The 16,793-nt window shown below is 58.6% G+C and carries 14 protein-coding genes; 6 read left to right on the top strand and 8 right to left on the bottom strand.

The annotated features are described in order from the left end of the window. Positions 1–118: 118 nt before the first annotated feature. Together E3W21_RS20505 and E3W21_RS20500 are read left to right on the top strand one after the other, a co-directional pair. Positions 119–1,612, top strand: a complete 1,494-nt coding sequence (locus E3W21_RS20505) for a PAS domain S-box protein (RefSeq protein ID WP_134421648.1) — start codon at positions 119–121, stop codon at positions 1,610–1,612. 129 nt (positions 1,613–1,741) lie between these two features. Next, complete coding sequence (locus E3W21_RS20500) at positions 1,742–1,990, top strand: DUF1652 domain-containing protein (RefSeq protein ID WP_134421647.1); 249 nt, start codon at positions 1,742–1,744, stop codon at positions 1,988–1,990. A 415-nt stretch (positions 1,991–2,405) separates the two neighbouring features. Here the strand turns inward: E3W21_RS20500 and E3W21_RS20495 are convergent, their stop codons facing one another. The 7 genes from E3W21_RS20495 to E3W21_RS20465 all read right to left on the bottom strand — a co-directional run bounded on the left by E3W21_RS20495 (position 2,406) and on the right by E3W21_RS20465 (position 8,531). Then, positions 2,406–3,521 (bottom strand): Gfo/Idh/MocA family protein, encoded by a 1,116-nt coding sequence (locus tag E3W21_RS20495; RefSeq protein ID WP_134421646.1) that lies wholly within the window; start codon positions 3,519–3,521, stop codon positions 2,406–2,408. A gap of 150 nt (positions 3,522–3,671) precedes the next feature. Further along, positions 3,672–4,439, bottom strand: coding sequence for an SDR family oxidoreductase (locus E3W21_RS20490; protein ID WP_008149805.1), 768 nt, complete (start codon positions 4,437–4,439; stop codon positions 3,672–3,674). A gap of 33 nt (positions 4,440–4,472) precedes the next feature. Next, a complete protein-coding gene (locus E3W21_RS20485; RefSeq protein ID WP_129444829.1) occupies positions 4,473–5,540 on the bottom strand; it encodes a phosphotransferase family protein in 1,068 nt (355 codons plus the stop codon). 144 nt (positions 5,541–5,684) lie between these two features. Beyond that, positions 5,685–6,644, bottom strand: coding sequence for a 2-hydroxyacid dehydrogenase (locus E3W21_RS20480; RefSeq protein ID WP_129444828.1), 960 nt, complete (start codon positions 6,642–6,644; stop codon positions 5,685–5,687). 147 nt (positions 6,645–6,791) lie between these two features. Further along, positions 6,792–7,310: a cysteine hydrolase family protein gene (locus E3W21_RS20475; protein WP_134421645.1), complete on the bottom strand. Its 519-nt coding sequence runs from the start codon at positions 7,308–7,310 to the stop codon at positions 6,792–6,794. Positions 7,311–7,498: 188 nt separating this feature from the next. Next, the gene (locus E3W21_RS20470) at positions 7,499–8,116 is read right to left on the bottom strand and encodes a TetR/AcrR family transcriptional regulator (RefSeq protein ID WP_134421644.1); all 618 of its coding nucleotides are present in this window, start codon (positions 8,114–8,116) and stop codon (positions 7,499–7,501) included. 31 nt (positions 8,117–8,147) lie between these two features. Further along, entirely contained in the window at positions 8,148–8,531 is a 384-nt protein-coding gene (locus tag E3W21_RS20465; RefSeq protein WP_008149859.1) for a tautomerase family protein, read from the bottom strand. Between the two features lie 270 nt (positions 8,532–8,801). Here E3W21_RS20465 and E3W21_RS20460 point away from each other — a divergent pair, with 270 nt between their 5' ends. Next, the gene (locus tag E3W21_RS20460; protein WP_134421643.1) at positions 8,802–10,082 is read left to right on the top strand and encodes a serine/threonine transporter; all 1,281 of its coding nucleotides are present in this window, start codon (positions 8,802–8,804) and stop codon (positions 10,080–10,082) included. Positions 10,083–10,442: 360 nt separating this feature from the next. Next, on the top strand, positions 10,443–12,104 hold the full coding sequence (locus E3W21_RS20455; protein WP_134421642.1) for a SulP family inorganic anion transporter: 1,662 nt from the start codon (positions 10,443–10,445) through the stop codon (positions 12,102–12,104). 104 nt (positions 12,105–12,208) lie between these two features. On the opposite strand, the gene acnB is transcribed toward E3W21_RS20455, so the two are convergent. Then, positions 12,209–14,818: a bifunctional aconitate hydratase 2/2-methylisocitrate dehydratase gene (acnB, locus tag E3W21_RS20450; RefSeq protein ID WP_129445190.1), complete on the bottom strand. Its 2,610-nt coding sequence runs from the start codon at positions 14,816–14,818 to the stop codon at positions 12,209–12,211. A 408-nt stretch (positions 14,819–15,226) separates the two neighbouring features. Between acnB and E3W21_RS20445 the strand changes: the two genes are divergently transcribed. Next, entirely contained in the window at positions 15,227–15,697 is a 471-nt protein-coding gene (locus E3W21_RS20445) for a DUF1289 domain-containing protein (protein ID WP_134421641.1), read from the top strand. Positions 15,698–16,000: 303 nt separating this feature from the next. Next, the coding region (locus E3W21_RS20435) for a transposase (RefSeq protein WP_256661600.1) at positions 16,001–16,793 on the top strand (793 nt) is incomplete at its 3' end.

Genomic DNA, 16,793 nt, shown 5'->3' with positions numbered 1-16,793 from the left:
CAAGCTCAGCTCAAGGGGGGCGTGATGTAGGTGATGTTTGCTGCACTATCCCACCCCCCCGCGGTCGTAATCTTCACAGGGCGGCGCATGAATGCGCCGCCGTACGCGTGGAGATCCAATGAGCCAGGACGTCCTGACCACCGAAACCAATCGCCGTCAGTTGCAGCAGATCATCGCCGGCCTGTCCGATGGGGTAATTCTGCTGGAGCTCGACCAGACCCTTCTCTGGGCCAATGACGCCGCGTTGGCCATGCACGGCGTCGGGCAACTCAGCGAACTGGGGGCGAATGCCAAGGAGTACGCCAAGCGCTTCGCTTTGCGTTATCGCAATAATCACCCGGTTCAGGCCGACAATTATCCGATCAGCCGCGTTGCCCGAGGCGAGTCCTTCAGTGATGTGTTGGTTGAGGTGACTCCGGCGGACGAGGAGCGCACCTGGGTCCACAGTGTGCGCAGCATGGTATTGGCCGACAGCGCTGGCGAGCCGGAGTCGCTGGTGCTGATCATGAACGATGTCACGGAGTGGGCCAGCGCCGAACAGCGTTTTGAAAAAACTTTCAATGCCAACCCAGCCCCGGCGGTGATCTGTCGCCTAAGCGATTTGCGCTACATCAAAGTCAATCCGGGCTTCCTGGAGATGACCGGCCATGCCCGTGATCATGTGATCGGCCGTTCGACCTATGAACTGGACGTGCTGGAGGGGGCCGAAAACAAAGACCTGGCCAAGCAGCGGTTGCGCGAAGGGGCAACCATTCCGCAAATGCAGGCTCAGTTGCAGTTACGCGAAGGTGGCAGCAAACAGGTGATCGTCGCCGGCCAGCCCCTTGAGCTGAACGACGAAGCCTGCATGCTGTTTTCCTTTGTGGACATCGAGCCTCGGCATAAGGCCGAAGTCGCCCTGCGCCAGAGCGAGGAACGTTTCGCCAAGGCTTTTCGACTGACCCCTGTGCCGATCCTGGTGTGCAACGCCGGCGATCAGGTGGTGATGGACGTCAATGAAGCCTTCCTCGATACGCTCGCGTATTCCAGTGAAGAAGTGCTCGGCAAATCGGTGACGCAGATCGATTTTATCGATGACACAGGCGCCTGCGCGCGACTGTTTGCGGCACTGGAAAAAACCGGAAGCGTGGATCGTGTCGATGTTCGGGTACGCAAGAAAGGCGCGGGGCTGATTGATTGCGCGGTCTCGGCCGACACCGTGAACATTCAGGGCAGTCCCTGCTACCTGCTGGTGTTTATGGACATCACCGAGCGTAAACGCACAGAGCTGGAATTGGTGTCGGCGATCGAAGAGGTCATGAAGGACGCCTCCTGGTTCAGCCGCACGCTCATCGAGAAGCTCGCTAACGTGAAAAACGTCAACTCGCCGCAGTTGCCTAGCGTTTCTTTCACCGACCTGACCGCCCGCGAGCGCGATGTGCTCGGCCTGATCTGCGAAGGCCTGGCCGACAAGGAAATCGCCGCGCGGCTCAAACTCGCGCCGAACACGGTGCGCAACCATGTCTCGACGGTGTATTCCAAGCTCGATGTTCACAGTCGTAGCGAGGCGATTGTCTGGGCTCGCGAGCGCGGTTTGTTCTCCAGCGAGTGGCGGCCCAAGGCCCAGCGTTAGGTGCAAATGCACTAATCGAGGGGGTGCAAATTCATGTTCTGGCCGGGCGCGGCAGTTCTTAGGCTGTAAGGGTGCGATACAGGTCTTCGGGTATCGCGTCCCTTTCAAAACAGCGACAGGAACTGCCGGATGATTTATGTGGCGCAATTGCGTATGCAACTGGAGCGGAGCTTTTCGCCGTTAGCCTGCGACTGCAGTGTTACGGGTGATCATTCCCTGACGGTGAAGCTCTATCATCCGGTGTCGGGGCAGGTGGATCTGGTGGTCACCGGTTTGAGTGTGGCCAACCTCAGAACGCCGGAGTCGGTGGCAGCGTTGATCGAAGAGCTGCGTTATGAACTCGAGAGCAACACGTTGCATTGTCGCGAGACATCCTAGGAACTGTCGGGTTTTGCCGGCGGTCGTATAAAGAATACGAGAGTATTTTTTCTGTGACCGGTCCGCGGGTGCGCGGTGAAGCAGTTGGGTCGCGGAAATATGTCGATCACTTACCGCGGGTCAACCTATGAAAAGTCTTGGGAAACGCATTTTTGCAACACTGTCGTTCGCACTCTGGATAGCGATTCTGGGTGGTTGTGCGAGTCCTCCACCGCCACCTCCCGCTGCGCCGCCTCCACCCCCTGTGCGCACCTGCCAGACCACTGAAAACACTGATGTGCAAGGCGATATGAGGGCTGAAGGGCAGGTGACCCGGGAAACGACGCTCACTCGTTGCGTCACTCAGTAAGCGTCCATCTGCTCACGTTGAACCGCCAGCGGCGCTGTGCTGCTGGCGGGTATCTGTGCGTTTCGCTCAGACTTCCTCGATCTTGACCCACCGCGATTCTTGCGCTGCCAGTCGAATGGCCGTCGCCAGGCGTTCGACTTCCCACGCCTGTTCGAAATCTGTTCCACCCTGAGACAAGCCTGCCAGCGCCATCACCAGATCATGGACTTCCAGCGTCTTGAGTTCGTTGTATCCGAGTTGATGCCCTGCCGCCGGACTGAACGCCGCATAGCCCGGCAGATTCGGCCCTGCCAGCAAGCGCTGGAAACCGTCCTGACCGGCACGAAACAGTCGCAGTTCATTCAGGCGTTCCTGATCGAATGCCAAAGTCCCTCGGGTGCCGCTGATTTCAAAACTCAGGTGATTCTTATAGCCGTGCTTGAGCCAGCTGCTGCTGAACGTGCCCCGGGCGCCATTCGCAAACCGCAACAAGGCGTGGACCTGATCGTCGACCGCGACTCTGCGTTGTTCCGGGCTGCCAGCCGTGGCGGGACGTTGCCGGTGCACGGTCTGGGTGTCGGCGCTCACTGCCTCGACATCGCCCACCAGATAGCGGGCCATGGCCAACAAGTGACTGCCCAGATCGGCCAGTGCACCGCCGGCATGATCGGCATCGCAACGCCACGACCAGGGTGACGCGGGATCGGCCATGAAGTCTTCGCTGAATTCACCCTGGAAACTGATGATCTGACCCAAGTCGCCGTTTTCAATCAGCTGCCGGGCGAGCACGATCATCGGGTTGTGCTGATAGTTGTAACCCACCCGCGTCACCACACCCGCAGCTTTCGCCGCCAGACGCATGGCGTCGGCCTGTTCCAGATTCACCGCCAACGGCTTTTCGCAATACACCGGCTTGCCGGCGGCGAGGGCGGCCATGGCCATGGGGTAGTGCAGGTGATTGGGCGTGGTGATGGCGATCAAATTGACCTGGGGGGCATCGATCAGTTGTTGCCAGTCGCTATGAGCGGTGTCGAAACCCCAGGCATCGGCGCAGTGGCGGGCACGCTGCGGATCGGCGTCGGCCAGGGCGGCGAGTTTGAGCTTGAGGGGCAGTTCGAAAACCGCACTGACGTTGCGAAACGCCAAGGCATGGGCGCGGCCCATGAAACCTGTGCCGATGAGTCCGATACCGAGTTCACGCATAGCCGGGGTCCTTTTGGGATTTTGTTTTCAGGAGGGGGTATTAATGGAATAAAAATTCCTTATTTGCAAATGGTGGAATTAATATTCTTTCGCGTGGGCAAAAAAAGAAGGCAGCCCTAAGGCTGCCTTTTGTTCATCCGGTAAATCGGATCAGGACAAGAACCCACCATCCACATTCAACGAAACCCCGGTGGTGTAACTCGACGCATCACTGGCCAGATACAACACCGCTCCCGCCATTTCACTCGGATCCGCCACACGCTTGAGCGGAATCTGTTGCAACGCGGTGTTCAAAATAGCCTCATTTTTCACCAGCGCCGAAGCAAATTTAGTGTCGGTCAAGCCCGGCAGCAGGGCGTTGCAGCGGATGCCGAACTGCGCGCATTCCTTGGCGAACACTTTGGTCATGTTGATGACCGCCGCTTTGGTCACGGAGTAGATGCCCTGGAAGATCCCCGGCGAGATGCCGTTGATCGAGGCGACGTTGATGATGCTGCCGCCGCCGTTTTCGCGCATCAGCTTGCCGGCTTCCACCGACATGAAGAAGTAGCCGCGGATGTTCACGTCGACGGTTTTCTGGAAAGCGCTGAGGTCGGTGTCCAGTACGTTGCAGAACTGTGGGTTGGTCGCCGCGTTATTGACCAGGATGTCCAGGCGCCCGAACTGTTCGCGGATACCGGCGAAGACCTGGCTGATCTGTTCCATTTCACCGATGTGACAAGCAACGGCAGTGGCTTTGCCGCCGGCGGCGATGATCGCGTCAGCCACGTGCTGGCAGCCGTCGAGTTTGCGGCTCGAGACGATGACATGGGCGCCTTGCTGGGCCAGCAGTTTGGCGATAGCTTCACCGATACCACGGCTGGCGCCAGACACGAATGCGATTTTACCGTCGAGGTCGAACAACTGAGTCTTGGACATGGTTTTTCCTTGTTATTGGGGCCAGTGGCGTGATCAGAGGCTGGATTTCGAAATGACTTGCAGGCTCATCTGCTCCAGCAGTTTGTTCATGTGAATGAACTGCGCGAAGCGTTTGTCCTGGGTCTGACCATGGAAGAAGCGGTAGTAGATCTGCTGCACGATGCCGGCCAGGCGGAACAGGCCGTAGGTGTAGTAGAAGTCGAAGTTGTCGATCTGAATGCCTGAGCGCTCGGCGTAGTAGTCGACGAACTCGCGGCGGGTCAGCATGCCCGGCGCGTGGCTCGGTTGGCGGCGCATCAGTTGCACCGGAGCCGGGTCGTCGGCTTCGATCCAGTAGGCGAGGGTGTTGCCCAGGTCCATCAGCGGGTCGCCGAGGGTGGTCAGTTCCCAGTCGAGCACGCCGATGATGTCCATCGGGTTGTTCGGGTCGAGGATCACGTTGTCGAAGCGGTAATCGTTGTGGACGATGCTGGAGGTCGGGTGATCGGCCGGCATCTTGTCGTTGAGCCAGGCTTTGACCGCCTCCCACTTCGGCGCGTCCGGGGTCAGTGCTTTCTCGTAGCGATCGCTCCAGCCTTTGATCTGCCGCGCGACATAGCCTTCGGGTTTGCCGAGGTCGCCCAAACCATAGGCGTTGTAGTCGACCCGGTGCAGCTCAACGAATTTGTCGATGAAGCTCTTGCACAGCGCTTCGGTTTTCGCCGAATCCAGACCCAGTTCCGGCGGCAGTTCGGAGCGCAGGATGATCCCCTTGACCCGCTCCATCACATAGAACTCGGCGCCGATCACTGATTCGTCGGTGCAGATCACGTAGGCTTTGGGGCAGTACGGAAAACCGTCACGGAGCTGATTGAGGATGCGAAATTCGCGGCCCATGTCGTGGGCGGACTTGGCTTTATGGCCAAAGGGCGGGCGACGCAGGACGAACTCCTGTTCGGGGTATTCCAGCAAGTAGGTGAGGTTCGACGCACCGCCCGGAAACTGGCTGATCTGCGGCAAACCACTCAGGCCCGGAATGTGGGCCTTGAGGTACGGATCGATCAGGCTGGCATCGAGTTCTTCGCCGGTGCGGATACGGGTGGACTGGTCAGTAAGCGTCATGCTTATCCCTTCTGCTTATTCTGGAGGCCTGAGACTATTGGCTAATCTAATGCGCACACCCGACACCCACAACCACGAAACGCCCTTATAGGTGAGCGTGTTGCCGGGCAATCATTGTTTTTGATACACCTGTTTGAATGGTGGTCAGATCATGCTCGTCGTCGATGGCAGGGCAATCGGGGTCAATACCGGATTACCGGTGAAGAACGCCACCAGATTGCGACCTACCAGCTCCACGGTGCCTTGAGTGGCTTCCGGGGACAAACCGGCGACATGCGGGGTGAGGACCACATTGGCCAACGCCTTGAAGGCATTGGGTACTTGGGGTTCTGTATCGAAGACGTCCAGCGCAGCGCCGGCAATCCTGCGCTGCTCAAGCGCGCTGATCAGGTCTGCGGTGACAATCACGCTGGCTCGGGCGATGTTGACGATGAACCCCTGGGGGCCCAAGGCGTCGAGTACTTGTCGGTTGATCAGGTGTTTGGTGCCCAGTCCGCCAGGGGTGGCGACGATCAAAAAGTCTGATTTCCGTGCCAGCTCCGTCGGCGTCGAGCAGAAGCTGTACGGCACATCGCTGCGATGCTGGCGGTTGTGGTAACTGACCGTCATGTCGAAGCCGTGGGCGGCGCGTTTGGCGATGGCCATGCCGACCGCACCGAGGCCCAGGATGCCCAGGCGCTTGCCGGCCAGGGACGGGCGCATGATTTTCGGCCACTCACCCCGGCGCACAGCGGCGTCGCAACGGGGAATGTCACGTACCAGAGACAGCAGCATCGCCATGGCATGGTCGGCGACTGAAGAGGCATTGACTCCGGCGCCATTGGTGACCGTTATGCCCCGGTTGGCGGCGGCTTGCAGGTCGACGTGTTCGTAGCCGGCGCCGATCACGCAGATGATCTTGAGATTGTGCAGGGCGGCGATTTCGTCGGCGTACAGGCCCAATGGGCCGCGGGTCAGCACCGCATCGATCTGCGCGCCATGGCGTTTAATGGCATCGGCGCGCTCGGCAGGCGTGGGCGCCAGAATCAGGTGAAAACCCTGATGTTCGAGAATCGGCAGGTAATCATTGATGGTTTCAACCAGTACCAGAACGGTGGCGGGCATGCTGGGCTCCTGTGCGCATCGGAAAGTCGGGGCTCGAAAGTTGCTTCAAAACGTTGCTTCAAATTGCTGATTGCGCAACGGTTTGGCATTTACCAAAGATAGCAGGCTTATGGCCTGCGACCTCAGTGTAGGAGCGTTCCGTAGCGCTTACACATCCACGGTGTTCAACACCTTTGCGAAGGCACCGTTCAACGTCGCGTTATGGTGTTCGATGATCGACCGGGCCGGCAGCGCCGGTGTGTCCATGCAGGTATGCGCATCGGCCACGAGTATGGGTTTGAACCCCAACTCGGCCGCCGCCCGGCAGGTGCTGTCGATGCAATATTGGGTTTTCATGCCGGCGATGAACACCTCATTGATGCCGCTAGCCCGCAGTTGCTCCGCCAGCGCGGTGGCGTAAAAGGCATTGGGTCGGGTTTTGTCGAACAGGGTGTCGGTGCTGGCATCCAGATCCAGTGCGGGCAATAGCTGCCAGAAGGGGCTACCGACTTCGATGGGCGAACCTTGAGGGCCGGTATGGCGCACCGCGAAGATCGGCACGTTACGCTCCCTGGCCTGACGAATGAGTTGCTGGACGTTCGCCAGTATCCGTTCACCGTCGTAGGGTTTTTCCGGGCCGTGGAACAGGCCGACCTGCATATCGATGATCAACAGCGCTGATGACATGGGTGTTTCTCCTTGGGTGTCGTACGAAAAGTGCCGAACGGACGGGAGAAACGACAAGGCCCCGTCCATTGCTGGCGGGGCCTTGGGTTCACTGCGCTGTGTTTATCTCAGCCAGCCACCGCACGACCCGCCGGAAGCGGTCGTGGTGGTGCGGGTGAGGTTCAGCGCAGGAATATTCATGAGGCCGATCATGCTGTCGGCGTCGTGGGTGTGTCAACGGCCGTGTCCGAGGTGAGAAATGTCCGGGCTGCGTCGAGAATTTCATCGGACAAGGCGTCACCCCGGGTTGCACGGGCCAGGGTCAGGGCGCCGACCATCAGCGAATAGTCCACCAACGCTTGTTGCCGATTGGTTTCGGGCCGATCCGCGCCCATCAGCGGTGCCAGCATCTGCAACAATGCCTCCAGCCCTTGGGTGTAGGTCTGGTGCAATCCACTTTCAGCGGTTTCATGGCACATGTCGCCGGCAAACGCGGTCACCGGGCAGCTTTCGCCCGGATTATCGCGATTGGCCGCCGACAGGTAGGGCGCGATGATGCTCTCGCGGGCCGAGAGGCTGTCGTCGTTATCCTCTATTTTCTGCTTCCAGCGTTCCATGGATTGGGTGAACGCCCGGCTGCACGCCTCTTGCGCCAGCGCTTCCTTGGATTCGAAGTGACCATAGAACCCGCCATGGGTGAGGCCGGCCGCGCCCATCACGTCGACGACACTGATCCCGTGCAGGCCGCGTTCGCGAAACAGACGCGTGGCGGCCTCGACGATGATCTCGCGGTTGAGTTCGGCTTGTTTGCGGGAGACTCGAGGCATTGGCGGCTCACAGGTATATAAAAGGTAGAAATCAGCTGGCGTATTGAGCAATGCCGTTGCCAAACGACCAGTTCTCTTTCTTGACCTCCACCAGATTGATGAATACATCTTCCAGGCGCACCGCCAGTTCTGCGTTAAGGCTCTCGGCAATGGTTTTGTAGAGGAGTTTTTTCTGCTCGATGGTGCGGCCTTCGCTCAGGGTGATCTGAATCACCACCAGATTGTCGGTGCGATTGATGCCCAGGTAGCCGGGATCAAAGATGAAATGCTGTTCATCGTGCTCGGCAAGAATCTGGAAGTTATCGTTCTCCGGCACGCCAATGGCGCTGTGCATGGCGGCGTAGATCAATTGCCCGACACGTTTGGCATAAGTCGGGTCTTGATGCTTTTTGATGTCGACGCGAACGAGTGGCATGAGAGGGCTCCTCAAGTAAGGGCTGCCGGTCAGCAGTCACGATCGAAATTACATGACGGTAATCCTTTATTAAATAGATTTTTTAAAACATCTATTTAATAAAGGATGCCAATGGATCTGATCCGCACAACCACTCCTCAGCTAAGTCTTTGCTTCTGCTCATTAATCCCGGACAATCGCGCCCCTGTTTCGGCCAGGGCGCTGCCTGTCGGATTTTTCCGACTCGTCCTGACCGGGTAGCAACTGACCGGAATGCGGAGATCCCACCGGATGAATGATCAGGCCAATAGCGTCGACGAACGCTATGTATCGGCGGCACCAGCGACGCTTGAGAGCTGGAATCGCCATGACACCACCTGGATGCTGGGCCTGTTTGGCACGGCCATTGGGGCTGGCACGCTGTTTTTGCCGATCAACGCGGGTCTGGGCGGCTTCTGGCCGTTGCTGGTCCTGGCGGTGTTGGCGTTCCCCATGACGTTTTACGCACACCGTGGCCTGACACGTTTTGTGTTGTCCGGACGCGAAGGCGCGGACATCACTGAAGTCGTGGAAGAGCACTTCGGGATCAAGGCTGGTGCGCTGATCACCTTGCTGTACTTCTTCGCGATCTTCCCGATCCTGTTGATCTACAGTGTGGCCCTGAGCAACACCGTGGGCAGTTTTCTCGAGCATCAACTGCACATCATGCCGCCACCGCGCGCCGTGCTGTCGTTGGTGCTGATCCTCGGCTTGTTGGCGGTGGTTCGTTGCGGCGAGCAGGCGATCGTCAAGGCCATGAGCCTGATGGTTTATCCGTTCATTGTTGCGTTGCTGTTCCTCGCGGTGTTCCTGATTCCCCACTGGAACGGCGGCATTCTCGCCACCGCGTCGACGCTGCCAGAACCGTCGGCACTGCTGCACACGCTGTGGCTGGCGATTCCGGTGATGGTGTTCTCGTTTAACCATTCGCCGATCATCTCGGCGTTCGCGGTGGACCAGAAGCGTCGTTACGGTGATCACGCCGAAGAGCGCAGCTCGCAGATCCTGTCCCGCGCCCACGCCTTGATGGTAGTGATGGTGCTGTTCTTCGTGTTCAGTTGCGTGCTGACCCTGTCGCCAGCGCAATTGGCTGAAGCCAAGGCGCAGAACCTGTCGATCCTGTCGTACCTGGCCAATCACTTCAGCAACCCGACCATCGCCTTCGCGGCGCCGTTGATTGCGTTCGTGGCCATTTCCAAATCGTTCCTGGGTCATTACATCGGCGCCAGCGAAGGTCTTAAAGGTCTGATCGTGAAGAGTGGCAAGCGCCCGGCACCGAAGACTCTGGATCGCATGACTGCCGCCTTCATGCTGGTGGTCTGCTGGATCGTTGCCACGCTGAACCCGAGCATTCTCGGGATGATCGAAACCCTCGGTGGCCCGATCATCGCCGCGATCCTGTTCCTGATGCCGATGTACGCGATCCGCAAGGTTCCGGCCATGGCGCGTTATCGCGGTCAGGCTTCCAACGTCTTCGTTACGGCGGTGGGCCTGGTGGCAATTTCGGCGTTGATCTACTCGCTGACTGCCTGAGTTTGAATCACCACTGATGTTTCTGTGGGGGCTGTGAGTCCGCTATCGTCGGAACGCCGCCCGGAGCAAGCTCGCTCCCACAATTTCTGCGCGGTCCGTGTGGGAGCGAGCTTGCTCGCGATTGGGGCCGCGCGGTCCTCGGGTAAGCAAAACAGTGAGTCCCACATTTGCTCAGGCATAAAAAAACGCCGCTCATCATCACGATGGGCGGCGTTTTTTATTGCGTTGAAAATGCTCAACACCTGACCCAGAGCCGACATTCCGTGCGCTTAGCGATTAAGCTTGAGGTTGCATAAACTCGTCATAGAGCGTTTGCCGAGGACTTTTCCCGGCCAGTCTATTTTTCTCTGGAGACGCTTCATGGCTCAGGCTCACGGCGCATCGGCGCAACCCCGTGCCGATAGGCCCAACCGTTGGCTGGATGTGTTGGCCGGGTTGTCGATCGCCGGTTTGTTGTTACCCGAGGCGGTCGCCTATTCAAGTATCGCCGCGTTACCGCCCCAGGCCGGCGTGATTGCGTTATTTGCCGGTCTGCTGTGTTACGGGCTGTTCGGCACCAGCCGTTTTGCCATCGTTTCTGCGACGTCGTCTTCGGCGGCGGTACTAGCCGCCGCCACAGCCACTTTGGCCAATGGTGACTCGGGCCTGCGCATGACGCTGGCGATCGGTCTGGTGCTGGTGACGGGTGGGTTTTTCCTGCTGGCCGGGTTGTTCAAACTCGGCAGCGTGACGTCTTTTATTGCCAAACCGGTGCTGCGAGGCTTTGCCTTCGGTCTGGCAGTGACGATCATCCTCAAGCAAGTAGCGAGCATCGTTGACGTGCACTTGAGCAATGGCAACCTGATCCGTTTCCTGGCGCAACTGCTTGAGCAGTTGCCGCAGTGGAACCGGGTCGGCGCGCTCGTGGCGGCCGTGTCCTTGCTGGTGCTGTGGCTGTGCACGCGGGTCAGGCGTTTGCCAGGAGGTTTACTGGTGGTGGCGCTTGGCATCGCGGCCGGTCAATGGCTGAACTTGCCCGCTTATGGGGTGAAACTGATTGGCGTGATCGACTTGAGCCTGGAGGTGCCGCGCCTTCCTGTGCTGCCGTTTACCGACTGGCTGCGCCTGGGCGAATTGGCGTTTGCCATGGTGATGATTCTGTACGCCGAGTCTTACGGATCGATCACCTCGTTTGCGCTCAAGCACGGCGACCGTGTGTCCTCGAACCGCGATCTGCTGGCACTCGGTGCAGCCAATTTGCTGTCGGGCCTGTTCCATGGCATGCCGGCGGGCGCCGGTTACTCTGCGACGTCGGCCAATGAGGCGGCTGGTGCTGGATCGCGTCTGGCGGGCGCGGTAGCAGCGGGGGTGGTGTTGCTCATCGTCTTGACGGTGTTGCCCTGGATTGCCCTGACCCCCGAGCCGGTACTGGCGGCCATCGTCATTCATGCATTGGCACGCGGCTTGAGCCTGCAGCCATTGGGCCGGTATTTCGTCTGGCGTCGCGATCGGCTACTGGTGATTTGCGCGGTGGCGGCGGTGCTGGTGCTGGGTGTGTTGGACGGCTTGTTGGTGGCGGTGGTGATCAGCGTGGTGCTGATGTTGAAACAGATGTCATCGGCGGATATTCAGGTGCTGGGCCAAATGGGCGGTGGCCATGATTTTGTCGACGTGCAACGCCATCCCCAGGCCAGTGAGATCCCCGGAGTGTTGATCGTCAGGCCGAGCGAGGCGCTGTTTTTTGCAAACGTGGAGCGCATTCTGGGCGGTGCATTGCGCCTGGCCCGGCATGCATCGCCACCGATTCATACGATCATTCTCAGTCTGGAGGAGTCTCCAAACCTCGATGGCACCAGCATCGAGGCGCTGGAAGCGTTTTTTATGCAAGTGCGGGCGCTGGATAAGTTGTTGATCCTGGCACGGCTCAAGCACGAGGCCAAAGCGGTTCTTGCGCTGTTACCGACGCAGGAACTGGAGCAGGTGATTCTCAGCGGCTTGAGCGTCGACGGTGCCGTGCAACAAGCACTCAAGTCGTCCGCATAACCTGTGGGAGCGGCGGTGCGGCGATCCGACATTTGATCTTCATACAGGCATAAAAAAACGCCGCTCATCTCACGATGGGCGGCGTTTTTTATTGCGTTGCAGCGTTAGGCTTGAACGACCGGGATGTTGGCGTTCGCAGCAGCTTCACGGAACTCGGCGATCTGGTCGAAGGACAGGTAGCGGTAAACATCGGCCGCCATGCTGTCGATCTTGCCAGCGTATTCCATGTACTCCTCGACGGTCGGCAGGCGACCCAGGATGGAAGCAACAGACGCCAGCTCGGCCGAAGCCAGGTAGACGTTCGCGCCGTCACCCAGACGGTTCGGGAAGTTACGGGTCGACGTCGACACAACAGTCGAGTTCGGCTCTACACGTGCCTGGTTACCCATGCACAGCGAGCAGCCCGGCATTTCCATGCGAGCGCCGGCCTTGCCGTAGATGCCGTAGTAGCCTTCTTCGGTCAGCTGGTGAGCGTCCATTTTGGTCGGCGGCGACAGCCACAGACGGGTTGGAAGCTGACCTTTGACTTGTTCCAGCAACTTGCCGGCAGCGCGGAAGTGACCGATGTTGGTCATGCACGAACCGATGAATACTTCGTCGATCTTCTCGCCAGCAACGCTGGACAGCAGACGGGCGTCGTCCGGATCGTTTGGCGCGCAGAGCACAGGCTCTTTGATGTCGGCCAGGTCGATTTCGATGATTTCAGCGTATTCGGCGTCAGCATCGGCAACCATCAACTCAGGGTTGGCGATCCAGGCTTCCATCGCTTGAGCACGACGTTCCAGGGTACGTGCATCGCCGTAGCCTTCGCCGATCATCCAGCGCAGCAGGGTGACGTTGGAGCTCAGGTACTCGGTGATCGACTCTTTCGACAGCTTGATGGTGCAACCGGCAGCCGAACGTTCAGCCGAGGCGTCGGACAGCTCGAAAGCTTGCTCGATGCTCAGGTTGTCCAGGCCTTCGATTTCCAGGATGCGGCCGGAGAAGGCGTTCTTCTTGCCTTTCTTCTCGACGGTCAGCAGGCCAGCCTGAATCGCGAAGTAAGGAATGGCGTGAACCAGGTCACGCAGGGTGACGCCCGGTTGCATTTTGCCTTTGAAGCGCACAAGGATCGATTCCGGCATGTCCAGCGGCATAACGCCAGTGGCCGCAGCGAACGCTACCAGACCGGAACCGGCCGGGAACGAAATGCCCATCGGGAAACGGGTGTGCGAGTCACCACCGGTACCGACGGTGTCCGGCAGCAGCATACGGTTCAGCCAGCTGTGGATGATGCCGTCGCCCGGACGCAGGGAAACGCCGCCGCGGGTCATGATGAAGTCTGGCAGGGTGTGGTGGGTGGTCACGTCGATCGGCTTAGGGTAAGCCGCGGTGTGGCAGAAGGACTGCATCACCAGATCGGTCGAGAAGCCCAGGCACGCCAGGTCTTTCAGTTCGTCACGGGTCATCGGACCGGTGGTGTCCTGAGAGCCGACGGTGGTCATTTTCGGTTCGCAGTAAGTACCTGGACGAACGCCTTTGCCTTCTGGCAGGCCACAAGCCTTGCCGACCATTTTCTGCGCCAGGGTGAAGCCCTTGCCGGTGTCGACAGGTGCTTCAGGCAGTTTGAACAGATCGGTAGGGCCCAGGCCCAATTCGGCACGGGCCTTATCGGTCAGGCCGCGGCCGATGATCAGCGGGATACGGCCGCCAGCACGAACTTCGTCCAACAGCACCGGGGTCTTCATTTCGAAGGTGGTCAGGACTTCGTCAGTGCCGTGTTTGCAGACTTTGCCAGCATGCGGGTACAGGTCGATCACGTCGCCCATGTGCATGTTGGTGACGTCGAATTCGATTGGCAGTGCGCCAGCATCTTCCATGGTGTTGTAGAAGATTGGAGCGATCTTGTTGCCGAAGCAGAAACCGCCAGCACGCTTGTTCGGGATGAACGGAACGTCGTCGCCGAAGAACCACAGCACCGAGTTGGTGGCGGATTTACGCGAAGAACCGGTACCGACCACGTCGCCGACGTAGGCGATCGGGAAGCCTTGACCGCGCATCTCTTCGATCTGCTTCATCGGACCGGTGACGCCCTGGGCGTCAGGCACGATGCCTTCACGGGCCATTTTCAGCATGGCGAGGGCGTGCAGCGGGATGTCCGGGCGGGACCAGGCGTCCGGAGCAGGGGACAGGTCGTCGGTGTTGGTTTCGCCGGTGACCTTGAACACGCGCAGGCTGATCTTGTCGGCCAGGACAGGGCGGTTTTTGAACCACTCGCCGTCAGCCCAGGATTGCAGCACGCCTTTGGCGTGAACGTTGCCGTTCTTGGCTTTTTCAGCGACGTCGTGGAAAGCGTCGAACATCAGCAGGGTGTGCTTGAGTTCTTCGGCAGCGACTGGCGCCAGTTCGGCGTCGTCCAGCAGATTAACCAGAGTCACGATGTTGTAGCCGCCCTGCATGGTGCCGAGCAGTTCAACAGCGCGTTTCTTGTCGATCAGAGGGGATTTTGCTTCGCCTTTAGCGAGGGCAGAGAGGAAACCGGCCTTTACATAGGCTGCTTCGTCCACACCTGGCGGAATGCGATTGGTGATCAGGTCAACGAGGAAGGCTTCTTCGCCAGCCGGGGGATTTTTCAGCAGCTCGACCAGGCCTGCAGTTTGTTCGGCGTTAAGCGGCTGGGGAACGATACCCAGTGCTGCACGCTCTTCGATATGTTTGCGGTAGGCTTCAAGCACAGTTATTACCCTCATCAGTGGTCCCAAATGGGTGTCCGGGACGCTCATCCCGAAATTGCCGTACTCATGCGCTGCGTGGCGTTGTGGGCCACTTAGCCAGAATTACCGACAATTCCTTACAGAAGCTGCTTTCAAAGTTTTACGCCTGCAGAACGGGGAGCTGATGAGGGTTGGCGTTGGGCTTTTCCCCGCTGGAAAAACCCTTCGCCAACACCGCTCTGAAGGAACGACTGTGCTCGTGACGCTTTGAAAACAGCTTCTAACGGACATTGGCGCCTTAAAAGGCTGGCTGATTCTACGGCAAAAAAAAATTAAAGGTAAGTTAGACCCTCAAGATTGAGGGGTGATCAATGTTAGACAAAGGGCTAACATGCCGACCTTTTCTGCTTTCCCGTGCTCTCCCAACCTATGCCCAATCAGACCATCAAGACCCCCTGCGTCGGCCTCTGCTCCACTGTTTACGGTGATTTGGTGTGCCGTGGCTGCAAGCGTTTCCACCATGAAGTGATCAACTGGAATGGTTACAACGATGAGGAAAAGCGCGCGGTGTGGCTGCGTCTTGAGCTGCTGCTGTCCCAGGTGATGGCCAGCAAGCTTGAAGTTTTCGATCCACAGCGTCTTCGACTGCAGCTGGAGCAGCGCAAGATCCGCTTTGTGCCGCATCAGTCGGAATATTGCTGGGCCTATCAGTTGATCGCCCGGGGCGCGCGGGTCATCAACAACCTTGAAGCGTATGGAATGGTGCTGATGCCAGAGTTTCGCGACTGGAACCTGCCGGAACTGCGAGACGCCATTGATCGGGAGTTCTTTTTACTCTCCGAGGCGCATTACCAGCGCTACATTGCGCCTGGCTTTCTCAGGGATGCCTTCGGCGGCTGATTTTTAAAGTCAAAGATCGCAGCCTTCGGCAGCTCCTTGTATGTTGACCTTGATTCCAACGAGAGAGGTTACGCTCAAGGATTCATACAACAGCAAGTGCGTTTCTGGGGGAGGCCGATCGCTCCTGAAGGCAGGATTTGCTCCTGACCTTGTCTGTAGAGAGGCCCCCCCGCCTCATTGCCCACCACGAAGAGTATCGAGAAGCCGACAAGTCGGACTTCGCATTACAAGGTTGCAGTGGCATGAAGTTCGAGGTCGGGGGAACCAGGAGCAATCTTACCGAAAGTCAGGGAAGTGAAAAGCATGAATACTCATGTCGGCATAGACATTGGTGCGCGCACGTCTGTCATGGGATGGCGGCAGAGCGGTAGAACATCAGGCCAGTGGGATATTCAGCACACGCCCAAAGGACGTAAGGCTGCCGTGACAAAAATGTTGGGTCTCAAACCGCTGAGCGTGGTCATGGAGGCCACCGGCATTTACTACCTGGATCTTGCATTGGAGTTGCACGCCGCCTGCCTGCCGGTCTCGGTGATCAACCCCAAAAGCTTCCACAATTTTGCAAAATTGATGCTGCAAAACAGCAAAACTGACCAGATAGACGCTCAATTGCTGGCTGAATATGGCGAGCGCATGACTCCCAGGCTTTGGGTTCCGCCTACTGCCGATCAAATGACGCTGCGTGCGATTGGCCGTCATATCAATCGGCTGATTGGTCATCGAACACGAGCCAAAAACGAATTACACGCGCTACAAGCGACAGAAACGAGTGTGGAGCTGCTGATCGAGGATGAGAAAGAGGCGATTGCAGGGCTGGACACACGGATTGATCGCTTGAAGAAAGCCGCACGTGATGCCATCGCCAAATGCCCGGATCTGAGTTTGCAGTTTCGCTGCATGATGGCGGCCTCCGGCGTTGGAGAAGCCTCAGCCATCGCCGCACTGGCTGAGCTGACGACCCTTCCGGTAACGCTTAAATCGGCGCAGGTAAGCCGCTATGCAGGCCTGGATGTCAGGTTGACCCAGTCAGGCACCAGCGTGAACCGACCAGGGCGAATGTCCAAATGCGGTAATGCTTACTTGCGCGCAGCGATGT

Origin of the sequence: Pseudomonas sp. F01002 (assembly GCF_004402115.1) — a bacterium.
In the GTDB taxonomy this organism is placed as follows: Bacteria; Pseudomonadota; Gammaproteobacteria; order Pseudomonadales; family Pseudomonadaceae; genus Aquipseudomonas; species Aquipseudomonas frigoris.
Note: the sequence above shows the minus strand (reverse complement) of the source record. Positions and strands in the feature narration are given on the sequence as shown.

What these genes read in the sequence shown, in the direction of transcription:
- E3W21_RS20505 (WP_134421648.1), top strand. Translation starts at nt 119, where the DNA reads ATGAGCCAGGACGTCCTGACCACCGAAACCAATCGCCGTCAGTTGCAG.
- E3W21_RS20500 (WP_134421647.1), top strand. Translation starts at nt 1,742, where the DNA reads ATGATTTATGTGGCGCAATTGCGTATGCAACTGGAGCGGAGCTTTTCG.
- E3W21_RS20495 (WP_134421646.1), bottom strand. Translation starts at nt 3,521, where the DNA reads ATGCGTGAACTCGGTATCGGACTCATCGGCACAGGTTTCATGGGCCGC.
- E3W21_RS20490 (WP_008149805.1), bottom strand. Translation starts at nt 4,439, where the DNA reads ATGTCCAAGACTCAGTTGTTCGACCTCGACGGTAAAATCGCATTCGTG.
- E3W21_RS20485 (WP_129444829.1), bottom strand. Translation starts at nt 5,540, where the DNA reads ATGACGCTTACTGACCAGTCCACCCGTATCCGCACCGGCGAAGAACTC.
- E3W21_RS20480 (WP_129444828.1), bottom strand. Translation starts at nt 6,644, where the DNA reads ATGCCCGCCACCGTTCTGGTACTGGTTGAAACCATCAATGATTACCTG.
- E3W21_RS20475 (WP_134421645.1), bottom strand. Translation starts at nt 7,310, where the DNA reads ATGTCATCAGCGCTGTTGATCATCGATATGCAGGTCGGCCTGTTCCAC.
- E3W21_RS20470 (WP_134421644.1), bottom strand. Translation starts at nt 8,116, where the DNA reads ATGCCTCGAGTCTCCCGCAAACAAGCCGAACTCAACCGCGAGATCATC.
- E3W21_RS20465 (WP_008149859.1), bottom strand. Translation starts at nt 8,531, where the DNA reads ATGCCACTCGTTCGCGTCGACATCAAAAAGCATCAAGACCCGACTTAT.
- E3W21_RS20460 (WP_134421643.1), top strand. Translation starts at nt 8,802, where the DNA reads ATGAATGATCAGGCCAATAGCGTCGACGAACGCTATGTATCGGCGGCA.
- E3W21_RS20455 (WP_134421642.1), top strand. Translation starts at nt 10,443, where the DNA reads ATGGCTCAGGCTCACGGCGCATCGGCGCAACCCCGTGCCGATAGGCCC.
- E3W21_RS20445 (WP_134421641.1), top strand. Translation starts at nt 15,227, where the DNA reads ATGCCCAATCAGACCATCAAGACCCCCTGCGTCGGCCTCTGCTCCACT.